This is a genomic window from Gluconacetobacter sp. (assembly GCF_047721585.1).
Classification (GTDB): Bacteria; Pseudomonadota; Alphaproteobacteria; order Acetobacterales; family Acetobacteraceae; genus Gluconacetobacter; species Gluconacetobacter dulcium.
In genome coordinates this window covers 21916-42573 of record NZ_JBDNXE010000019.1, presented here as the reverse complement: position 1 = coordinate 42573, position 20658 = coordinate 21916, and the positions used below count along the sequence as shown (strand labels likewise).

Annotated in this window: 19 protein-coding genes; 13 read left to right on the top strand and 6 right to left on the bottom strand. The window is 66.6% G+C overall.

What is annotated here, in order from left to right:
* Positions 1-68 precede the first annotated feature (68 nt).
* The 6 genes from ABF821_RS05905 to ABF821_RS05880 all read left to right on the top strand — a co-directional run bounded on the left by ABF821_RS05905 (position 69) and on the right by ABF821_RS05880 (position 7010).
* Positions 69-761 carry a YggS family pyridoxal phosphate-dependent enzyme gene (locus ABF821_RS05905; RefSeq protein WP_415529369.1) on the top strand — a complete coding sequence of 231 codons (693 nt, stop codon included), beginning with the start codon at positions 69-71 and terminating at the stop codon, positions 759-761.
* Between the two features lie 67 nt (positions 762-828).
* Positions 829-2829 carry a potassium transporter Kup gene (locus tag ABF821_RS05900; RefSeq protein WP_182972917.1) on the top strand — a complete coding sequence of 667 codons (2001 nt, stop codon included), beginning with the start codon at positions 829-831 and terminating at the stop codon, positions 2827-2829.
* Positions 2819-4021, top strand: a complete 1203-nt coding sequence (gene hemW, locus ABF821_RS05895) for a radical SAM family heme chaperone HemW (RefSeq protein WP_183009997.1) — start codon at positions 2819-2821, stop codon at positions 4019-4021. Before ABF821_RS05900 ends, hemW begins: the two co-directional genes overlap by 11 nt.
* A gap of 185 nt (positions 4022-4206) precedes the next feature.
* Positions 4207-5352, top strand: coding sequence for a nucleoside hydrolase (locus tag ABF821_RS05890; protein WP_183009996.1), 1146 nt, complete (start codon positions 4207-4209; stop codon positions 5350-5352).
* A 3-nt stretch (positions 5353-5355) separates the two neighbouring features.
* Positions 5356-5802: a DUF1489 family protein gene (locus tag ABF821_RS05885; protein ID WP_182972914.1), complete on the top strand. Its 447-nt coding sequence runs from the start codon at positions 5356-5358 to the stop codon at positions 5800-5802.
* The gene (locus ABF821_RS05880; protein ID WP_415529368.1) at positions 5790-7010 is read left to right on the top strand and encodes a transglycosylase SLT domain-containing protein; all 1221 of its coding nucleotides are present in this window, start codon (positions 5790-5792) and stop codon (positions 7008-7010) included. The genes ABF821_RS05885 and ABF821_RS05880 overlap by 13 nt, the downstream gene beginning before the upstream one ends.
* 81 nt (positions 7011-7091) lie before the next feature.
* Here ABF821_RS05880 and ABF821_RS05875 read toward each other — a convergent pair whose 3' ends face one another.
* From ABF821_RS05875 to ABF821_RS05865, 3 genes are all read right to left on the bottom strand, one after another.
* Positions 7092-8048 carry an acetyl-CoA carboxylase carboxyltransferase subunit alpha gene (locus ABF821_RS05875; RefSeq protein ID WP_182973081.1) on the bottom strand — a complete coding sequence of 319 codons (957 nt, stop codon included), beginning with the start codon at positions 8046-8048 and terminating at the stop codon, positions 7092-7094.
* 103 nt (positions 8049-8151) lie between these two features.
* The gene (locus ABF821_RS05870) at positions 8152-9084 is read right to left on the bottom strand and encodes a tyrosine recombinase (protein ID WP_182972913.1); all 933 of its coding nucleotides are present in this window, start codon (positions 9082-9084) and stop codon (positions 8152-8154) included.
* Positions 9081-9224: a hypothetical protein gene (locus ABF821_RS05865; RefSeq protein WP_182972912.1), complete on the bottom strand. Its 144-nt coding sequence runs from the start codon at positions 9222-9224 to the stop codon at positions 9081-9083. The genes ABF821_RS05870 and ABF821_RS05865 overlap by 4 nt, the downstream gene beginning before the upstream one ends.
* Before the next feature lie 98 nt (positions 9225-9322).
* On the opposite strand from ABF821_RS05865, the gene aroB reads away from it, so the two are divergent.
* The 3 genes from aroB (at position 9323) to ABF821_RS05850 (ending at position 13094) form a co-directional block, all read left to right on the top strand.
* On the top strand, positions 9323-11083 hold the full coding sequence (aroB, locus tag ABF821_RS05860; RefSeq protein WP_415529367.1) for a 3-dehydroquinate synthase: 1761 nt from the start codon (positions 9323-9325) through the stop codon (positions 11081-11083).
* A 301-nt stretch (positions 11084-11384) separates the two neighbouring features.
* Positions 11385-12512 carry an OmpA family protein gene (locus ABF821_RS05855; RefSeq protein WP_182972911.1) on the top strand — a complete coding sequence of 376 codons (1128 nt, stop codon included), beginning with the start codon at positions 11385-11387 and terminating at the stop codon, positions 12510-12512.
* A gap of 117 nt (positions 12513-12629) precedes the next feature.
* Positions 12630-13094, top strand: a complete 465-nt coding sequence (locus tag ABF821_RS05850; protein ID WP_415529366.1) for a GtrA family protein — start codon at positions 12630-12632, stop codon at positions 13092-13094.
* 10 nt (positions 13095-13104) lie between these two features.
* Here the strand turns inward: ABF821_RS05850 and ABF821_RS05845 are convergent, their stop codons facing one another.
* Positions 13105-13809 carry a TenA family protein gene (locus ABF821_RS05845; protein WP_415529365.1) on the bottom strand — a complete coding sequence of 235 codons (705 nt, stop codon included), beginning with the start codon at positions 13807-13809 and terminating at the stop codon, positions 13105-13107.
* Between the two features lie 145 nt (positions 13810-13954).
* Here ABF821_RS05845 and alaS point away from each other — a divergent pair, with 145 nt between their 5' ends.
* The 4 genes from alaS (at position 13955) to ABF821_RS05825 (ending at position 19420) form a co-directional block, all read left to right on the top strand.
* Positions 13955-16591, top strand: a complete 2637-nt coding sequence (gene alaS / locus ABF821_RS05840; RefSeq protein WP_415529364.1) for an alanine--tRNA ligase — start codon at positions 13955-13957, stop codon at positions 16589-16591.
* A 261-nt stretch (positions 16592-16852) separates the two neighbouring features.
* The gene (locus tag ABF821_RS05835) at positions 16853-17551 is read left to right on the top strand and encodes a carbonic anhydrase (protein WP_415529363.1); all 699 of its coding nucleotides are present in this window, start codon (positions 16853-16855) and stop codon (positions 17549-17551) included.
* The gene (locus tag ABF821_RS05830; protein WP_415529362.1) at positions 17529-18440 is read left to right on the top strand and encodes an endonuclease/exonuclease/phosphatase family protein; all 912 of its coding nucleotides are present in this window, start codon (positions 17529-17531) and stop codon (positions 18438-18440) included. Before ABF821_RS05835 ends, ABF821_RS05830 begins: the two co-directional genes overlap by 23 nt.
* 20 nt (positions 18441-18460) lie before the next feature.
* The gene (locus ABF821_RS05825; RefSeq protein ID WP_415529361.1) at positions 18461-19420 is read left to right on the top strand and encodes an aldo/keto reductase; all 960 of its coding nucleotides are present in this window, start codon (positions 18461-18463) and stop codon (positions 19418-19420) included.
* 57 nt (positions 19421-19477) lie between these two features.
* Here ABF821_RS05825 and ABF821_RS05820 read toward each other — a convergent pair whose 3' ends face one another.
* The gene (locus ABF821_RS05820) at positions 19478-19615 is read right to left on the bottom strand and encodes a hypothetical protein (protein ID WP_182972905.1); all 138 of its coding nucleotides are present in this window, start codon (positions 19613-19615) and stop codon (positions 19478-19480) included.
* A 232-nt stretch (positions 19616-19847) separates the two neighbouring features.
* A complete protein-coding gene (locus ABF821_RS05815) occupies positions 19848-20642 on the bottom strand; it encodes an SDR family NAD(P)-dependent oxidoreductase (RefSeq protein WP_415529360.1) in 795 nt (264 codons plus the stop codon).
* Positions 20643-20658: the final 16 nt, after the last annotated feature.

The following is a 20658-nucleotide window of genomic DNA, read 5'->3' as shown; positions in this document are numbered from 1 at the left end:
CCCCCCCCCCCCCCCCCTCTCACATGACTTTTTTTACACAGGACTCGCCGATCGGGTTCTGACTTCGATTGGCGTGGGCGCGGATCGTGGCTTCAGCCCGCAGCGCGGGCCGCGCCCCCGATGCCGTCACACTGGTCGCGGTCTCGAAATTCCACCCGCAATCCAGCGTGGTGGAGGCCCTGCGCGCCGGCCAGACCGTATTCGGCGAAAACCGCGTGCAGGAAGCGGCCGAGAAGTTTCCCGCCCTGCGCCAGGACTGGCCCGCCATGCGCCTGCATATCATCGGCGGCCTGCAAACCAACAAGGCCCTGGAGGCGGTGCGGATCGCCGACATGATCGAAAGCCTCGACCGCCCCGCGCTGGCCGACGCGCTGGCCCGCGCCGCCGACCGCACGGGGCGGCTGCCGGATCTGCTGGTCCAGGTGAACACCGGCGACGAATCCCAGAAATCCGGCATCCCGCGCGCGCAGGCCGACAGTTTCATCACGACGTGTCGCCAGCGTTTCGGCCACGCCGTGCGCGGCCTGATGTGCATCCCCCCAGCCGACGAGGACCCGACGCCGCATTTCCGCTACCTGGCGGATCTGGCACAAACCCACGGCCTGGCCCTGCTGTCGATGGGCATGTCGGCGGATTTCGAAGCCGCGATCGCGGCTGGTGCCACCCATGTCCGCGTCGGCAGCGCGATCTTCGGTCATCGACCCGCCAGCGCACCGAATGGCGCTATCCCGCCAGCTCGCCTTGCTGCCCCCGAATCATGACGCTATGCCGGGTGATAACGCGGCCGGCGCGCCGTTGCCTGCCAACAGTCCTCGGAGCCGTCCCGACATGACGCCAGACCCGGTCGACCACACTGCCGGATCCATACCGCCCGCCCAGACAGCCGCAGCGGCTGCGGAAACGGGAGGCCATTCGGACACCTCGTCCAAGATTACTGAATTCGGTGCCGACCAGCACGAACACGCAGCCAATCCGGTCGGCTTCGCCGCCCTGCTGGCCGTCCTGGGCGTGGTCTTCGGCGACATCGGCACCAGCCCGCTCTACGCCCTGCGCTCCACCATCCTCGTCGTCTCGCAGCATCACCAGATCGATGCCTGGGAAGTCATGGGGGTCGAAAGCCTGATCCTCTGGTCGCTGATCCTGATCGTCACGGTCAAATATGTGATCCTGATCATGCGCGCCGACCATAATGGCGAAGGCGGCATCATCTCGCTGATGGCGCTGGCGCAGAAAGTATCCACCGACAGCCGACTGAAGCTGCTTCTGGGTATGGCCGGAATCGCGGGCGCCTGCCTGTTCTTCGGCGACGGACTGATCACGCCGGCGATTTCGGTCCTCTCGGCCGTCGAAGGGCTGGAGGTCAGCTTTCCCGCCGCGCGCGAACTGATCATACCGATCGCAATCGTGGTGCTGATCGGCCTGTTCAGCGTGCAGTCCTACGGCACGGGCAAGGTCGGCACCATCTTCGGTCCGGTCATGGTGGTCTGGTTCAGCATGCTCGGCGTCCTGGGCCTGCTGGCGATCATCCGCCATCCGCATATTCTCATGGCCATTTCGCCGATCTATGCGGTGAAGTTCATCATCTACCACGGCTGGCTGTCCTTCATCGCCCTGGGCTCGGTCGTCCTGTCCGTGACCGGCGCCGAGGCGCTGTATGCCGACATGGGCCATTTCGGCCGCCAACCCATCCGCTATGCGTGGCTGTTCTGCGTCCTGCCCTGCCTGGCGCTGAACTATATGGGCCAGGGCGCCCTGATCATTTCCGACCCGTCCGCGATCAGCAATCCGTTCTTCCTGCTCGGTCCGCACTGGCTGCAGATCCCGATGATCGTCCTGTCGACGATGGCGACCGTCATCGCCAGCCAGGCCGGCATCTCGGGCGGCTTTTCGCTCTGCCGCCAGCTCATCCAGCTCGGCTACCTGCCGCGCATGCGCATCACCCACACCAACAAGGATGAGGAAGGGCAGATCTTCCTGCCCGAATTCAACCGCTTCCTGATGGTCGGCGCCCTGCTCCTGGTGGTGTCCTTCCGCAGTTCCGATGCCCTGGCCTCGGCCTACGGCATCGCCGTCACCGGCACCTTCATGTGTACCTGCGTGCTGGCAATGGTGGTGTTCCGCCGCCAGTACCACTGGTCGCGGGCGGCGGCGGCGGCAACGTTCGGCGGCTTCTTCGTCATGGACAGCGTCTTCTTCGCGTCGAATGCGCTCAAGATCCCGCAGGGCGGCTGGGTGCCGGTCCTGCTGGGCACCGCGTTGACCCTGATGATGACGACCTGGAAACGCGGCCGCAGCCTGATCATGGCCCGGCAGAAACTGGACAGCCTGCCCGTCAATTCGTTCCTGGCCCGCCTGCCGCAATCGCGCACCATCCGCGTGCCCGGCATGGCCGTCTTCATGACCGCGACACCGGAATTCGTTCCGACCTGCCTGCTGCACAATCTGAAGCACAACAAGGTGCTGCACGAGCATGTGCTGTTCGTCACCGTCCAGACCCTCGACCAGCCGGAGGCCACGCGCGGCCACCGTGTCGCCCTGCAGCAGCTCGCACCGAATATCTACCGGGTCATCCTGCGTTACGGCTTCATGGAAACACCGAACCTGCCCCGCGCGCTGGAAGACCTGAAGGCCAACGGCGTGGAGTTCGACGCCATGCAGGCGTCCTATTTCACCAGCCGCGAACTGCTGGTCCGCTCCTCGGTGCCCAAGATGTCGCGCTGGCGGATGTCGCTGTTCCTGCTGATGGCGCGCAACGCCGTCCCCGCCACCGAGTTCTTCCGCATTCCGCCCGATCGTGTGGTGGAACTGGGCGTGCGGCTTGCCATCTGACGTACAGGCGCCGGCCAATGAAGGGGCGCCCCTGGCACTCTACGTCCATTGGCCGTTCTGCCTGGCCAAATGCCCGTACTGCGATTTCAACAGCCACGTCCGCGACACCATTCCCCAGGCCCGCTTCGCTGCGGCCCTGCGGCGCGAACTGGCCCATGAAGCCGCCCGCCTGACCGAAGACGGCCCACGCCGGCTAGGGTCGATCTTCTTCGGCGGCGGCACGCCGTCGCTGATGGCGCCCGAAACGGTCGCGTCCCTGATCGCCGACGCCCGGTCCCTGTTCGCCACGGCCCCCGATCTGGAAATCACGCTGGAGGCCAACCCCACCAGCGTCGAAATCGGTCGGCTGCGCGCTTTTCACGATGCCGGAATCAATAGGGTGTCGCTGGGCATCCAGAGCCTCGACGACGACGCGCTGCACCTGCTGGGGCGCCAGCATTCCGCCGGCCAGGCCATCGCGGCACTGGAGACGGCGCGCGACCTGTTCGGGCGGATCTCCTTCGACCTCATCTATGCCCGGCCGAACCAGTCGCCGGCCGCCTGGCGAGCCGAACTGAACCAGGCCCTCGCCCTGGTGTCGGACCATCTGTCGCTCTACCAACTGACCATCGAGCCCGGCACCCGCTTCGAAGGGCTGCATCGCCAGGGGCTGCTGACCCTGCCCGACGAGGATTCGGGGGCCTTGATGTACGAGGAAACCGCCACCGTCGCCGCCGGCCACGGACTGGCCGCCTACGAAGTCTCGAACTACGCCCGGCCGGGCGCGGAAAGCCGTCACAACCTGACCTACTGGCGCTATGACGATTATCTGGGGATCGGCCCCGGCGCCCACGGACGAACGACCCTGGCGGACGGCCTGCACGCCACCCGCCGCCACCGCGCCCCGGAACCCTGGGCCGAACGGGTGGAACGAACGAGCAGCGGCCTGATGCAGGATGACATCCTGACATCGCGCGACCGCGCCCGCGAAATGCTGCTGATGGGCCTGCGCCTCACCGAAGGTGTGCCGGAGGCACGATTCGCACAGCGCACGGGCATGGCGATGAACGATGCGCTCGATCCGGTGATTCTGGCGGCAGCGCTGGAAGAAGGCTACCTCGTGCGTGACGAAACCATCCAGGGGGCCGTCCTGCGTGCCACGAATGCGGGCCGTCTCCGCCTGGAGGCCCTGCTCGGCGCCATGGTTCTTTAAAACACTGTTCCAAATTGATAAATACTGAGCCAGAAACGCCCAAGGATCGCGTTTTCGCCCAGCACCGCAACATCATCGCCGATCACGACGCGGCGGAGGAAACACGCGCCGGATTGCCAGATGCAGCCTTTTTAAAACAGTCTCAGGACAACCGGACAGCCGGGCTCTCGTACACAGGACGCAGCATGCCATTTTCCCCTTCCCGGTGCCGGACGCACACTGCCTCCCGCCGCCTCCTGCCCACCGCATTGCGTGCGCTCGTCCTGGGCGCGGGCCTCCTGGCCGCCACCCAGCCGACCGCTCATGCGGCCGAGCCGCGACTGGTGATCGAGGACAATGATTTTCTCGGCCCCGGCGGTTCCGACCAGCAATCGATCATCCCCCTGCTGTTCAACCCCGCCGTCAAAGTGCTGGGCTTTACAGTCGCCACCGGCGATGGCTGGGAGAATCAGGAATCCGCCCATCTCCGGCGCTTTCTGGAGATCATCGGCAGGACCGAGGTGCCGGTCGCCGACGGCGCGGTCTATCCGCTGATCAACAGCGTGCCCCGGATGCGCCTGCGCGAGAAGCAGTTCGGCACCATTCCCTGGAAGGGTGCGTGGGGCGGACTGGGTTCGATGGATAAGGTCCCCTCCGAACAGCCGCCATTGCCGGCGATGAAGGACGGTGCCCCGAGCCTGAAACCCACGGCGGAAAGCGCCGCCCTGTTCCTGATCCGGCAGGTCCACGCGCACCCGCATCAGGTCACCATCGTCGAAGCCGGACCAATGACCAATCTGGCACTGGCGATCCGCATCGACCCGACCTTCGCCGCCACGGCGAAGGAACTGATCTTCATGGGCGGCCTGCTGGACACCAGCATGCGCTCCCTGACCGGCAACGTCGATTTCGCTTCGGACTTCAACATGATCTTCGATCCCGAGGCGGCGCACATCACCCTCACCGCCCCATGGCCGTCGATCACCGTCGTCGGCAACGTGTCCAACGACCTGATGATGACGCGCGACTATCTCAAGCGCATCCAGCAGAAACGCACACCGATGACCGACTATATCGGCACCTATTACGACCCGCTGCCGATGTGGGATGAAATGGCGACGGCCATCGCGGCCGACCCCACGCTGATCAGCACGTCGCTCGACGCCTATATGGACATCGACCTCGCCAACGGGCCTCATTACGGCCATGTCGTCGTCTGGCCCGACGCGACGGCACCGACGGAAACAGGCATCCGCAAGGTACGAATTGTGCAGTCGATCGACGCCCAGCGCTTCCTGGATACGTTCCTGCGCGAGGCGCAGAGCGACGTGCATCCAGCCGCCCATCCCTGATCCATGCTGCACCTGGTCAAGCTCGCGGTCGGCATCGCCTCGGTTGAGGAATTGGCGCACCGGCAGCGTACCATGGCCGAAGGGGCCGGAGACGGGCTGGACGGCACCCGGCCGTCCGGCCACCCGTGGCTGCGCACCCGCATGTTTCCCCGCCGGGCATCGGAAATCCTCGATGGCGGCTCGCTCTACCGGGTCATCGGCGGCCTGATCCTGTGCCGCCAGCGCGTCGTCGAGATCCGCCCCGATACGCGCGAGGACGGCGTGGCCTGCGCGCTGGTGGTGCTGGCACCGGAGATCGTCCCGGTCGCGCCACGCCCGATGCGCCCGTTCCAGGGTTGGCGCTACCTCTCCCCCGCCGACGCGCCACCCGACCTGACCGCCAGCGGCGGCACTGGCGACATGCTTCCAGAATCATTACGGCGGGACCTCGCCGGACTATGCCTGATCTAGCCCCCCTCCCTGCGGCCGGCTCCCGCCGGAGGCGTGGCCGCCAAGCCGCCATGATCGGGCTGGCCCTGATCGTCCCCGCCATGCTGGCGGCGTGCAGCAGCACGCCCGGTTCGCGTTATTCCCGCTATTACGCCCGCAATGGTGCCTATCGGGCTCCCGGCTCGCCCCAGGACCCATGGGGACCCTATATTTCCGACGCCTCGACCCGCTTCTCGGTCCCCCAGGAATGGGTACGCGCCGTGATGCAGCAGGAATCGGGCGGCCATGAATATCTGCACGGGCAGCCGATCACCTCATCCGCCGGCGCCATGGGCCTGATGCAGCTCATGCCCCAGACCTACGCCGACATGCAGGCGCAGAACGGGCTGGGACCGGACCCTTACGAACCACACGACAATATCCTCGCCGGCACCGCCTATATCCGGCAGATGTACGACCGTTACGGCGCACCGGGCTTTCTCGCCGCCTACAATGCCGGTCCGCAACGCCTGGACGACTATCTCCAGACCGGACGGCAATTACCGAACGAGACAGTCAACTACCTCGCCTCGGTCACACCAAACCTGGGCACGAAGGTGGCACTCAGCGGCCCGCTGGCCGCCTATGGCAGCGGCACCCAGATGGTATCGGCCACGCCGACCAGGCTACCCGTCGCCATGGCGGCGGCATCCCGCGCCACAGCGCCCATCGTCGTCACCCCCACCATCGCCAACCCCACCGGCGGCCAGCCCGTCCAGTACGCGGCCTACGTGCCGCGCTCCACGCGCGCCCGGCAATGTGCCCGAGATCCTGACGCAGCCTACGACCCCGATGCCCCCTGCCAACCCCTGGCGCCGCCCATGCCATCGGCACTCCCGCCACCCACGCCGACCGTCGCCCAGCCCATGGCCGCCGCGCCATTCGTCGCAACACCGGTCGCCGCCCGCGCGCCCGTGGCCCCGATCGGCGTGAATTACGGCCAGTGGTCGATTCAGGTCGGCGCGTTCGCCTCGGAAGGGCAGGCCCGATTCGCCGCCACCATGGCCCGCCAGGCAGCGTTCAACGCCCTGAACGGCGCACGCAGCGTCGTGCAGCCCGTCCCCTCGTTCAACGGGCACCCGCTCTATCGCGCGCGGCTGGCCGGACTGGCCCGCGGCAGCGCCGCCACCGCATGCTCGTCCCTGCACCAGCAGGGGCTGGACTGCATGATCGTGCGCCCCGACCAATAGATTCGGGGCCGTCACCACACGCGGTGACGGCCCCGGAGCCGTACGTCCGATTTGGCCGCAGTCACACAACCATTCAGGTGGTCAGGTCAGGCCGTCGCGTCCCATGGCGAGGAATTTCTCGCGGCGCTGGGCCACGAGCATCGCTCCGCTGAGCGACATCAGGTCCGGCAGTTCGGCAGCGATGGCATCGCCTACCGCGCGAATCGCAATCCCCGGATCGCGCTGCGCGCCCCCCAGCGGCTCGGGAATGATGCGGTCGATCAGATGCAGTTGCAGCAGATCCTGGGCCGTCAGCTTCAACGCCTCGGCCGCGCTGGTCGCCAGCTTGGGGTCACGCCACAGAATCGACGCACAGGCTTCAGGCGAAATAACCGAATAGATCGCATGCTCCAGCATCATCACCCGGTCGCCCGCGCCCAGCGCGATGGCCCCGCCCGATCCGCCTTCGCCGATCACGGTGGCGATCACCGGCACCGGGGCCGAGAGGCAGGTGTCGATGGATCGCGCGATCGCCTCCGCCTGGCCGCGCGCCTCGGCGTCGATGCCGGGCCACGCGCCCGCCGTGTCGATAAAGGTCAGGATCGGCATGCCGAAACGGCCGGCAAGTTTCATCAGGCGCTGCGCCTTGCGATAGCCCTCCGGGCGCGCCATGCCGAAATTATGCTCCAGCCGGCTCTCCAGCTCCGACCCGCGCTCGGTCCCGATCACCACCACCGGAATATCCTGGAAACGGCCGATTCCACCGATGACGGCCTTGTCCTCGCCGAACAGGCGGTCGCCGGCCAGCGGCGTGAAATCCTGGATCAGGGTGCCGATATATTCGGCCGTGTGCGGTCGCTGCGCGTGGCGGGCGACCTGGACCTTCTGCCCCGGTGTCAGCTTGGCATAGGCGGCCCGAAGCTGCTTGTCCGACTTTTCGGTCAGACGGGCGATCTCCTCGGCGATATTGATGCCGTCGGGGCCGGACATGTGACGGAGTTCGTCGATCTTGTTCTCAAGCTCGGCGACCGACTTTTCAAAATCTAGAAACTGGCGCATCCCGTGCGGATAGCACAGCCACGAATCCTGCCAAGTCCCCCCGCCCGGTCCGCCACCAAATCCATCGGGTGGCACGCCCCCCGATCACCACCCGCCGCGCGCCTCATGACGGCGTATTCCCCAGCCCGCCCGCGCCCTTTCGGCCGCCGGCGAGCGGATGATGCGCCTCGACCACCGCGCGCAGCCGTTCGGCCAGCACATGGGTATAGATCTGCGTCGTAGCGATGTCGGCATGGCCCAGAAGCATCTGAAGAGCACGCAAATCGGCCCCGCGCGCCAGCATGTGCGTGGCAAAGGAATGGCGCAGCACATGCGGCGACAGGCGCGCGGGGTCCAGCCCCGCCCGAAGCGCCACATCATGCAGGATGCGATCGAATCCCTGCCGTGTCAGCGGCCGCTGCCCATCCCGGCCGGGAAACAGGTAGGGGCTGCGCAGTGCCTGATCCCGCGCCGCCAGCGCCTCGGCCGCCGCGCGCGCCTGGACGGATAACGGCACCAGACGCTCCCGCCCCCCCTTGCCGCGCACCAGCAGCATCCGCGCGTCGCCCGCCAGGGCACGGCGCGGCAACGCCAGCAGTTCCGAAATCCGCAACCCGGACGCGTACAGAATTTCCAGCGCCGCCCGCGCGGCCAGCCAGCGCCGCCCGTCATCGGGCGGCGTGCCGCACGCGCCCAGCAGCGCATCGACTTCCTCTTCGGTCAGGAAGCGCGGCAGGGTCGCCGGCAGACGGGGCGCGTCGAGCAATGCAGCCGGATTGTCGGTCCGCACCCCTTCACGGCTCAGGAACAGATAGAACTGCTTCAGGCAGGACAGCCGCCGCGCCTGCGTCCGGGGCGACAGGCCGGCCTGGGCGAGTCCCGCCATGTAGTCACGCAACACACCCGCGTCGGCATCCGCCATCGCGCACCCGGCCCCCGCCACGAACGATTCGAGGTCGCGCAGGTCCCGGGCATAGGCCCTCAGCGTATTCGCGGCCGCCCCACGCTCGGCCGCCAGCATTTCCAGGAACGATTCGGCCTGGACGGCCACGCTCATGAATGGACGAATCGATCCGGCGGCAGGTCCTTGTGTACCGGCACGGTCGGCGCCGGCGGCGGAAACGCACCCAGCGACATGAACCCACCGATTCCGACCAGAACCCCAATGCCCGCAAGAGCCAGCAGGATGCGCAGCATGACCGAACCCCAACGCAATGATGCCCGCCGCCTGGCCGGAAGATCCGGCCATGATGCGACATGGCGAGTTGTCTTTGCTCTATGGTAGGTTGGCCTTCATGTCACGCCAGAACGCCTCCGATCCGTCCGAGTCCATGCCTCAACCTTCCGCCGGGGACCAGGCGATGTCATCCGCCTCTACCGCTCACGGCACCGCGACGACCACCCCCCTGTTCCCAGGCCCCGGCCCGCGCGAAGACAGCGTGGTTCTGGTCGGCCTGATGGGGGCCGGAAAGACGACGATCGGCCGACGGATCGCAACGCGCCTGGGCATGCCGTTCATCGACGCCGACCTGGAAATCGAGCGCGCGGCGGGCTGCTCGATCGCCGACCTGTTCACCCAGTATGGCGAAGCCGAGTTCCGCAAGGGCGAACACAGGGTGATCCGCCGCATCCTGGACGGTCCCCCCGTGGTGCTGGCGACGGGCGGCGGCGCCTTCATGGACGCGATGACTCGGGCGATCGTCCGCGAGCGCGCGACGTCGGTATGGCTGCGCTGCCCGCTGCCCGTCCTGGTGCGCCGGGTCCAGGGGCGCGGCCACCGGCCGCTGCTGAACGCCGGCAACCCGCGCGACGTCCTGGCGCAACTGATGGACATCCGTTACCCGACCTATGCCGAGGCAGACATTACCGTGGATTGTGGAGAAGAAAGCGTGGAACAGAGCGCCGCGACCGTCATCAATGCCCTGGCACTGGGCCGGCAACCGCGCGTCGTTCCCGTCATACTGGATCGCTGGCGGTATGACGTGACGATCGGCGAAAACCTCCTGCGCCACGCAGGCATGCTGCTCTCGCCGGTCCTGCCCCAGAAGCGCGTCGTGGTCGTGACCGACTCGACCGTCGCATCCCTGCATCTTCCGCAATTGCTCCAGGGGCTGGCCCAGGACGGAATCCGGGCCGAAACCATCGTCGTGCCGCCGGGCGAAGGTTCCAAGACGCTGGCGGAATATGAGCGCGTCACCGGCATCCTGCTGGAGATGGGGGTTGAACGCGGCACTACCGTCATTGCGCTGGGCGGCGGCGTCGTCGGCGACCTGGCGGGCTTCGCGGCGGCGACCACGATGCGCGGCCTGCCCTTCGTGCAGATTCCCACCACCCTGCTGGCGCAGGTCGATTCCTCCGTCGGCGGCAAGACGGGCATCAACACCCCCTTCGGCAAGAACCTTCTCGGCGCGTTCCACCAGCCGCTGGCGGTGCTGGCCGATACCACGACCCTGGCCACGCTGCCGCCACGCGAGATCCGCGCCGGCTACGCCGAAATCGTCAAGGCCGGCCTGATCGGCGATGCCTCCCTCTTCGCATGGTGCGAGGCCAACGGCCAGGCGGTGCTGGATGGCGATGCCGACAGCCAGGCCGAGGCCGTGCGCCGCGCCTGCGCGTTCAAGGCCGCCGTCGTGGGCGACGACGAGCGGGAGGAACGGAAATCGGACGGAAGGGCCCTGCTCAATCTAGGGCACACGTTCGGCCACGCACTGGAGGCCGAACTGGGATATGACGGTCGCCTGCTACATGGCGAAGCCGTGTCGCTCGGCCTGCGCCTGGCCTTCGTCACCTCCGAACGGATGGGCCTGTGCGGCAGCGCGGATGTCGAGCGCGTGACGACCCACCTGGAACGGCTGGACATGCCGGCCCGGCTGCGCGACCTGGAGCAGACATTTTCGGCCGAAAGGCTGCTTGCCCACATGCAGCGCGACAAGAAGATGCGCGACGGGCGCCTGTCCTTCGTCCTCGTGCGCGGCATCGGGCAGGCTTTCACCTGCCGCGACGTTCCCGACAGCCTGGTGCGGGAAATTCTGCTGGCGGAAGGATGCTCCGCATGACGCTTCCGTCATGCGTTGCGCTATCGCAACACAGATGCGCGGATAGCACATAATCCCGCCATAGCCCCGCTCGGTGGGGCCGCTGAATCCCCCTCGTCCGGAAATAGTTGCAATCCGCACGTAATCCTATCGAAACAAACTGTTGCTTTTTCAACACGGTGCTCAGTTGTAATAGCAGCTTTGTCCACGATGCGGGTTCCTAATCCGGAACCGGAAGTTCTATAGGGGGTTAAGCATCACGCTGAGGTTGGCCGTCTGTGGTTTGACGGTTACTCGAACGGATGATCAAGAGGACGAAAAAATGCGTCTCCGCACGGCATTACTCGCCACCACGCTGATGGCAGCTGCACCTGTTGCAGCCAACGCGACAATCATTACCGGTCCGTATGTCGATCTGGGCGGTGGTTATAACCTGGTCCAGAACCAGCATGGCCATTTCGCCAACAATCCGACGGCTGGCATGTCCAGTTCGTCGCAGTACCGTCATCATGACGGCTTCACGGGCTTCGGCGCCTTCGGCTGGGGCCTTGGCAACGGCCTGCGCGTCGAGGTTGAAGGTCTCTATAACTATTCTGAGATCAATCACCGCAGCGGCACCGCTCCGGCCAGGACCAGCGGCAGCGACCAGTCCTATGGCGGCCTCGTGAACGTGCTGTATGATATCGACCTGAAGCAGTTCGGGATCGATGTTCCGGTGACGCCGTTCGTCGGTGTCGGTGCCGGCTATCTGTGGCAGCACTACAACCCGACCACGACCAGCTACGCCAGCTCGGCCAATCGCGTTGACCGCCTGGGCGGCACGACGGGTGGTTTCGCCTATCAGGGCATCGCCGGTGCGGCTTTCGACGTTCCGAACGTTCCGGGCCTGCAGATCACCGCGCAGTACCGCATGGTCGGCCAGACCTTCAACAACGGCTCGTTCACGATGTCCTCGTACAGCCCGTCGGGCCTGAGCCGTGGTCACGCGAACTTCGACCATCGCTTCAACCACCAGTTCATCCTGGGTCTGCGCTATGCGTTCGACACCGCGCCGCCGCCGCCGCCGCCGGCTCCGGTCGTTGTGCCGCCCGCCCCGACCCCGGCGCGCACCTATCTGGTGTTCTTCGACTGGGATCGTTCGGACCTGACGGGCCGCGCGCGTGAGATCGTGGCCGAAGCCGCCCAGGCTTCGACCCACATCCAGACGACGCGGATCGAAGTCAACGGCTACACCGACAACTCGGCGGCCCATCCGGGTCCGCGCGGCGAGAAGTACAATCTCGGCCTGTCCAACCGTCGCGCGCAGAGCGTGAAGGCTGAACTGATCCGTGACGGCGTGCCCGCGAACGCGATCGACATCCATGGTTACGGCGAGGCGCATCCGCTGGTTCCGACGGGTCCGAACACCCGCGAGCCGCAGAACCGTCGCGTGGAAATCATCCTGCACTGATCCTGGCGGTTTCCGTCTGGTTCGACAGGGTAAAGAGGGATGCCTTCGGGCATCCCTTTTTTATTGCGCGCCCTTCCTATCCATAGCCCCTGTCCATAGCCGACGAGACCGCGCAACGTGCCGGATTCCCGCCCCTCTCCCGCCGATACCCCGCGTCCCGGTGCGAAAGACGACCTGCGCGCCCGGATCTGGCCATTCCTGAAATTCGGGATCGTCGGCACAACGGGGCTGCTCTGGGATACGCTGGCGGTCTACGGCTTCCGGCCCCTGCTAGGTCTGACGGGCGCCACCGTGCTGGCCTATTTCATCGCGGCGAGCATGAACTGGCTGATGAACCGGCTCTGGACGTTCCGTCACGTCGTGCATGCCGATCGCCCCCTGATTCAGTGGGCCCGTTTCCTCCTGGCCAGTTCAGTGGGTTTCATCATGAATCGCGGCGTGGTCTTCACGCTGTTCCTGCTGTTTCCCCTCTGCCGGGCCGTTCCCGTTCTGGCTCTGGCCGCCGGGGCGCTTGCCGGCCTGGGCGCCAATTTCACGCTCAGCCACCGGATGGTCTTCCGCCACCGGCAGCGGAGCCTCTAAATCCGGCGGTTCAGAGCATACCGGACCGGCCGGCATGCCAGAACGCGGCCTCCAGCTTCACGGCGGTCCGGAATTCCGCAAGCAGCGCGGGATAGCGCCCCTCCGCGCCATAGCGCCCGGCCAGCCGTTCCAGCGTCATGAGTCCGGCATCCACCAACCCGATGAACTTCTCGCCTCCATAGAGGGCAATCCAGTCCCAATAGGGATTCCCCTCCCGCCGGGTCGCCGGGTCCGCCATCAATCGGGCACCGATTTCGCCGTAACCGATCAGGCACGGCGCCAACGTCACGATCAGGTCCAGCAGATCGCCCGCCTGCCCCCGGTCGAGAATGAAGCGGGTATAGGCCAGCAGTTCCAGCGATTCGGGCTGGCCGTGCAGATCCTCCACGCACAGTCCCCATCCGGCGCAATAGGCAATATGCAGCGCCAGTTCGGTATCCAGCAGGCCGGACACGATGCCGGAGGCCGAGCGCATGTCCTCCATCGTATCGGCCTTGTAGATCGCCAGCGCATAAGCCCGCGCATATTGAATCAGGTACAGATAGTCCTGGATCAGGAAGCGCCTGAAATCGGCCTCGGGCAGCGTCCCGTCCGCCATGCCGCGGACGAAGGGATGGTCGATGAACCGCTCCCAGTCCGCGCCGCAATCGCGCCGCAGCCTGCCGGCCAGGCCCTGTTCCAGGCGGGGCCAGTCCCGTTCCGCGATCCAGTTCATGCGTTCATCCTTCCGTCGGTGTTCTTATGGGGCGCCGATTCGCCTCACCGCGCGCCCTTGCTCTTCCTGCCGGGCACGCCGTGCGCTAGGTGATGGTATCCGAGCTTTCCAGCCTTCGCCATTTCAGGATCGTCAGCCCTCCGCCATGACCTCCACAAACGATATCCGCGCGACCTTCCTCGACTATTTCGCGGCCAACGGTCATCAGATCGTGCCGTCCTCGTCGCTGGTGCCGCGCAACGACCCGACCCTGCTGTTCACGAATGCCGGCATGGTCCAGTTCAAGAACGTCTTCACCGGGCAGGAAACCCGCCCCTACGCGCGCGCCACCACGGCGCAGAAGGTGGTCCGCGCCGGCGGCAAGCATAACGACCTGGACAATGTCGGTTACACCGCCCGCCATCACACCTTCTTCGAGATGATGGGGAATTTCTCCTTCGGCGACTATTTCAAGCCCGAAGCGATCGAATTCGCCTGGAACCTGATCACCCGCAATTTCGGGCTGTCCGCCGAAAAACTGCTGGTCACCGTCTACGCCGACGACGAAGACGCAGCCGCCCTGTGGCGCAAGATCGCGGGCCTGCCCGACCAGCGGATCATCCGCATCGGCACCTCCGACAATTTCTGGCGCATGGGCGACACCGGCCCCTGCGGCCCATGCTCGGAAATCTTCTACGACCACGGTCCCGGCGTTCCCGGCGGCCCCCCCGGCTCGCCCGACGAGGACGGCGACCGGTTCGTCGAGATCTGGAACCTCGTGTTCATGCAGTTCTTCGAGGACCCGCCGGGCACCCGCTCGCCGCTGCCGCGTCCCTCGATCGACACCGGCATGGGGCTGGAACGTTTCGCCGCCATCATGCAGGGCAAGCGCGACAATTACGACACGGACACGATGCGCGCGCTGATCCTGGCCTCGGCCGAGGCCACGGGCCAGGACCCGGACGGCCCGTTCCGCGCCAGCCACCGCGTGGTGGCCGATCACCTGCGCTCCACCTCGTTCCTGATCGCGGACGGCGTGCTGCCGTCCAAGGACGGTCGCGGCTACGTCCTGCGCCGCATCATGCGCCGCGCGATGCGCCACCTGCACATGATGGGCACCAAGGAGACGGTGTTCCACCGCCTCGTTCCCGCCCTGGTGCGCCAGATGGGCGCCGCCTACCCCGAACTGGTCCAGGCCGAAGCCCTGATCCGCGAGACCATGCGCGGCGAGGAGGAACGCTTCAAGGCGATGCTGGAGCGCGGCCTGGCGCTGCTGTCCGACGAGACGGCGAAGCTGGGTGACGGCCAGAAACTGCCCGGCGACGTGGCGTTCAAACTCTACGACACGTTCGGCTTCCCGCTGGACCTGACGCAGGACGCCCTGCGCGGCGGCAGCCACGAGGTCGATGTCGCGGGCTTCGACGCCGCGATGCAGGTGCAGCGCGAGCGCGCCCGCGCCGCATGGAGCGGCTCGGGCGACAGCGCGACCGAAACCGTGTGGTTCGAGGCCCGCGACACGTTCGGCGCCACCGAGTTCCTGGGCTACGCGACCGAACAGGCCGATGCCGAAATCCAGGCCATCGTCAGCAACGGCCAGTCCGTGACCGACGCCCCGGCCGGAACCGAAGTCGCCCTGCTTCTCAACCAGACCCCGTTCTACGGCGAAAGCGGCGGCCAGGTCGGCGACACCGGCCTGATCACCGCCCCCGGCCTGCGTATCGCCGTCACCGACACCCAGAAGCGGCTGGGCGACCTGCTGGTGCATTCCGGCACGGTGATCGAGGGCACGGCCCGCGTCGGCCAGGCGGTCACCGCCACCGTCGATCACGAGCGACGCAGCGCGATCCGCGCGCATCATTCCGCCACCCACCTGCTGCACGAGGCCCTGCGCCGGCGCCTGGGCGCGCATGTCACGCAGAAAGGCAGCCTGAACGCACCCGACCGCCTGCGCTTCGACATCAGCCAGCCCCGCCCGCTGACGCCGGAGGAAATCGCCGAGGTCGAAGCCGAGGTCAATGCCCGCATCCGCGAGAACAGCGCGGTCACCACCCGCCCGATGTCGCAGGAGGAAGCGGTGGCACAGGGTGCGATGGCCCTGTTCGGCGAGAAATACGGCGATGAGGTCCGGGTCGTGTTCATGGGCCCGGCCGAGGAAAACCGCCCGGCCTGGTCGATCGAGCTGTGCGGCGGCACACACGTCAACCGCACCGGCGATATCGGCCTGTTCCGCATCACGTCGGAAAGCGGCGTCTCGGCCGGCATCCGGCGCATCGAGGCGGTCACGGGCAAGGCCGCCGAAACGGCCTCGATCGCCACCGAGCAGCGGCTGGCGCAGGTCGCGGCGATGCTGCGCGTCTCGGCCGCCGAAGCTCCCGAGCGCCTCGCGGTGATCCTCGAAGAACGCAAGGTCATGGAACGCCAGATCTCCGACCTGCAACGCAAGCTGGCCAGCGGCGGCGACGGCGGCGCCACCACCGAGACGATCAACGGCATCGGCTTCATCGCCCGCAATGTGGGCGATCTGCCGGCGCGCGAACTCAAGCCGCTGGCCGACTCCCTGCGCCAGCAGGTCGGCTCGGGCGTGGTGGCCCTGGTCTCCACCGCCGACGGCAAGGGCAGCGTGGTCGTCAGCGTCACCGCCGATCTCACCGAACGTTTCGACGCGGTTGAACTCGTGCGGGCCGCCAGTGCCGCCATGGGCGGCAAGGGCGGCGGCGGACGGCGCGACATGGCCCAGGCCGGCGGCCCGGACGTGGCGCAGGCCGACGCGGCGCTCGACGCGGTACGCAAGTCCCTGACCTGACCTTAATAGCCTCCCCATCGCCGTGTCCCGACGACACGGCGATGTGTCCGGTGCCTGACATAGTATGTCCCGAGCCGTCGCAGGCGAAACCGGACCTGTGCCGTCCTCGTTTCCATGCTATCTTCGATGGGCCCGGCCATGCCGGCGCCCCGGCGCCCCCATGCCAAGACGGCACGCCTCCTTCAGGACGGCCGTTGTCAGGGTGACCGTTCGAACGCCACCGTGAAGTTCCAGGCGGACTTCAGAACATAGGGACCTTCGATGGCCGACACCGACGCCAAGAAAACATTGATCTCGCTCCTGCATGGGGTCGAGAAATTCAATGCCGAGATCTTCCCGCAGAATCGCGAACTGTTCGCGGAACTGGCGGGCCAGCAATCTCCGGACACGCTGTTCATCGCCTGCGCCGACAGCCGGGTGAATCCCAGCATGATCACGCAGACCCAGCCGGGCGACCTGTTCGTTCTGCGCAATATCGGCAACATCGTCCCCGCCTACGGCGAAATGCTGGGCGGCGTGTCGTCGGCCATCGAATATGCGGTCCTGGCACTGGGCGTATCGCATATCATCGTCTGCGGTCACTCCGATTGCGGGGCGATGAAAGCCCTGCTGGACCCCGATCCGTCGAAACTGGCCCACATGCCCACCGTCGCTTCCTGGCTGCGCAATGCCGAAGCCGCGCGGGCCGTCGCGGGCGCGCTGAAGGCGACCGACGCGGGTCCGGAATCCGTCCGCAGCCTGGCGGAACAGAACGTGCTGCTGCAAATCGCCCATCTGCGCACCCATCCGGCCGTCGCCGCCGGCCTGGCTCGCAACACGCTGATCCTGCAAGGCTGGTTCTACGACATCGCCAGCGGCGAGGTCGTGATCCTGGACGAGTCCACACGCTCCAGCATCCATGTCGATGAAGCCATCTCCCGCCTGACCCGCGAGGTGGATGCGAAGCCTGTACAGGTCTGATCCACGATCGACGGCCATCCGCCTCCTGGCCTGCGCCGGGTGGCTGGTGGCCGTCCTCGCCGCACCGCCACGCCAAGGTGCCGCCGCCCGCACGATCAAGATCTCGACCTGGAACCTGGACTGGCTGACGGCTCGGCCGCAGGGCGACCCCGCCCTTCCCCCCGACCTTCATCATCGCAGCGACGCCGGCCTGCGCCAGTTGGCGCTCTACGCCGCACGGCTCAACGCCGACATCATCGGGTTTCAGGAAGTCGATTCCCCAGCCCTGGCCGCCCGCCTGTTCCCGCCCAACCGTTACCATATCGTCATGAGCGACGATCATGTGGTCCAGCGCGTCGGACTGGCGGTCGCCGCCGGGCTGACCGTCACCCGCCATCCGGACCTGTCGGCACTCGACGTCTATCCGCCCGACGCCCCCCACCATCTGCGGACGGGGTTGGATGTCACGATCGACGACGGCACCGCCAGCCTGCGCATCCTCATCGTGCATCTCAAGGCCGGCTGCCGCAACGCGGCCCTGGCCGACCGGCGGCCGGCCTGCCGCACGCTCGCCCGGCAACTGACGGTGCTGGACGACTGGATTGCCCAACGACAGGATGAAGGCGTAGCCTTCCTGGTCATGGGGGACTTCAACCGCAACCTCACCCCGTCCGACCCGTTCTTCCAGCAACTGGAAGCCGACGGCCCGCTGACATTGACCACGGCCGGACGCGCCAGCCCATGCTGGGGCGGCACCTATTTCATCGACCACATCCTGCTGGGCAACCAGGCCCGCGCGTGGCTCCACCCCGACAGCCTCCGGGTCCTGACATACGATGCACGGGACCCCGCCCAGGCGCCGGACCTGTCCGATCATTGCCCGGTCTCGGTCGGGCTGGAAATGCCCTGACCGGGCAGGAAGGTTTCCCCATGGAATATCGCCATCTCGGCCGTTCCGGCCTGCGCGTCTCCGCCGTCGGGCTGGGCTGCAACAATCTGGGCGGCCGCATCGGGCTGGAGGACTCCCGGGCGGTGGTTCATCAGGCCCTGGACAGCGGCATCACCCTGTTCGATGTCGCGGATGTCTATGGCCGGCGCGAGGCCCATTACGGCGCCTCGGAGGAAACGCTGGGCGCCATTCTCGGGCCGCACCGCAACGCGATCGTGCTGGCCACCAAATTCGGCATGCCCATGGATGCCGAAGGTCATCTTCAGGGCGCGTCGCGCCGCTATATCCGCCAGGCCGTCGAAGCCAGCCTGACCCGCCTGCGCACGGACCGGATCGACCTGTACCAGGTCCACACCCCCGACCCGGCCACCCCGATCGAGGAAACCCTGCGCGCCTTGGACGACCTGACCCGCGAGGGAAAGATCCTTTACGCCGGCTGCTCCAATTTTCCCGCCTGGCAGGTCGCCGACGCCTGCCACATCGCCCGCGCGACCGGACAGGCCGGCTTCATCTCATGCCAGGACGAACTGTCACTGCTGGCGCGCGACGCATTGCGCGACCTGGTGCCGGCGATCCGTCATTACGGCCTGGGGTTGCTCCCTTACTTCCCATTGGCCAGCGGCATCCTGACCGGGAAATACCATCGCGACACCCCGCCACCCCCCGGCAGCCGGCTGAGTGCGTGGATCCATCTGGCCGACCGCTACCTGACGGATGCCAACTGGACCCTTCTCGACCGGCTGAATACCGTAGCGCGCACGCACGGGCGCAGCCTGACCGAACTGGCCTTCGGCTGGCTCCTGTCGCACGATGTCGTAGGATCGGTCATTGCCGGCGCCACCCGCCCCGCTCAGATCGAGGCCAACGTCGCCGCCGCCGCGCACCCGCTGACGGCGGAAGAACGCACGGCGCTCGCAACCGCGCTCTCCGGCGACGACTGACCATCCATCAGACCCAACCGCCCTCGCCATGAAAAGCGAGGCGGACCCGAAGACGGGTCAGGCGGGCCACACTCCCGAGAAAAAAGCCGCCCGCCAACCGATCAGGATCATGCCGATGACAAACAGGATCGCACCCATCAACTGAAAGACATCGCGCAGCGGGGTCTGGGGCGCGCGATCCTCGATTTCAGGCATGCACTGCTCCCTTCCTGTATTATTATTACTGTTTTTAACACCCGTGATGACAGCACGAAAAGGGGCGACACGCCCGGTGACTTGTTTTGTGAAGAAAACACCATCGTGCAGGACACAAAAGCGCGTCACATTCCCGTCAGGAACGATCTGAAAACAACGCGCCTCGCATGACCGGCAGGCTGAGGGACCGGCAGACTGAGGCGCCAGCCGACTGTGGGAACGGAGCAGCCTGTCACCCGGGATGGCGCAGCAGGCCCCCTTCCACCCGCAAGGTCGCCCCGGTCGTGGCGGATGCCTGCGGCGAGCAGACATAGGCAACCATGCTGGCGATCTCCTCGGGCTCCGCCAGACGGCGGATCAACGAGGCCGGGCGGTGCTGCGGCACGAACTCGGCCATGATCTCCTCGATCGGCCGACCGCTCTCCCGCGCCGCCTTCGCGAACATCTCCATCACGCCTTCGGTCCGCGTCGGCCCCGGCAGCACCGAATTGACGGTCACGCCCGTTCCGGGAACCCCCTCGGCGATCCCACGGGCAATGGCGACCTGCGCGGCCTTGGAGAACCCGTAGGCAACCATGTCCGCCGGAATATTCAGCGCCGATTCGCTGGAGACGAACACCACCCGCCCCCATGCCCGCTCCACCATGCCCGGCAGATAATGGCGGGTCAGGCGCACGCCGCTCAGTACATTGATGTCGAAGAAACGCTGCCAATCCTCGTCCGGCGTCTCAAGAAACGGTTTCTGCTCGAAAATGCCCAGATTATTGACGAGAATATCGGCCTGCGGAACGAGGCGGACAAAGCCGTCGATCCCCTCTTTCGTGCCCAGATCGCCCGGCACGCCGCGCAGCCGCGCGGTGGGCATGCGGGTCCGGATAGAGGCCATGGCCTCATCCACACGGGCCTGACTGCGGCCGTTGACGATCACATCCGCCCCGGTTTCGGCCAGCGCCAGCGCGACAGCCAGCCCGATCCCGGCGGTCGAGCCGCTGACGATCGCCGTTTTTCCTGCCAGATCGATTTTCATTCCGCTTCCTCCTTCC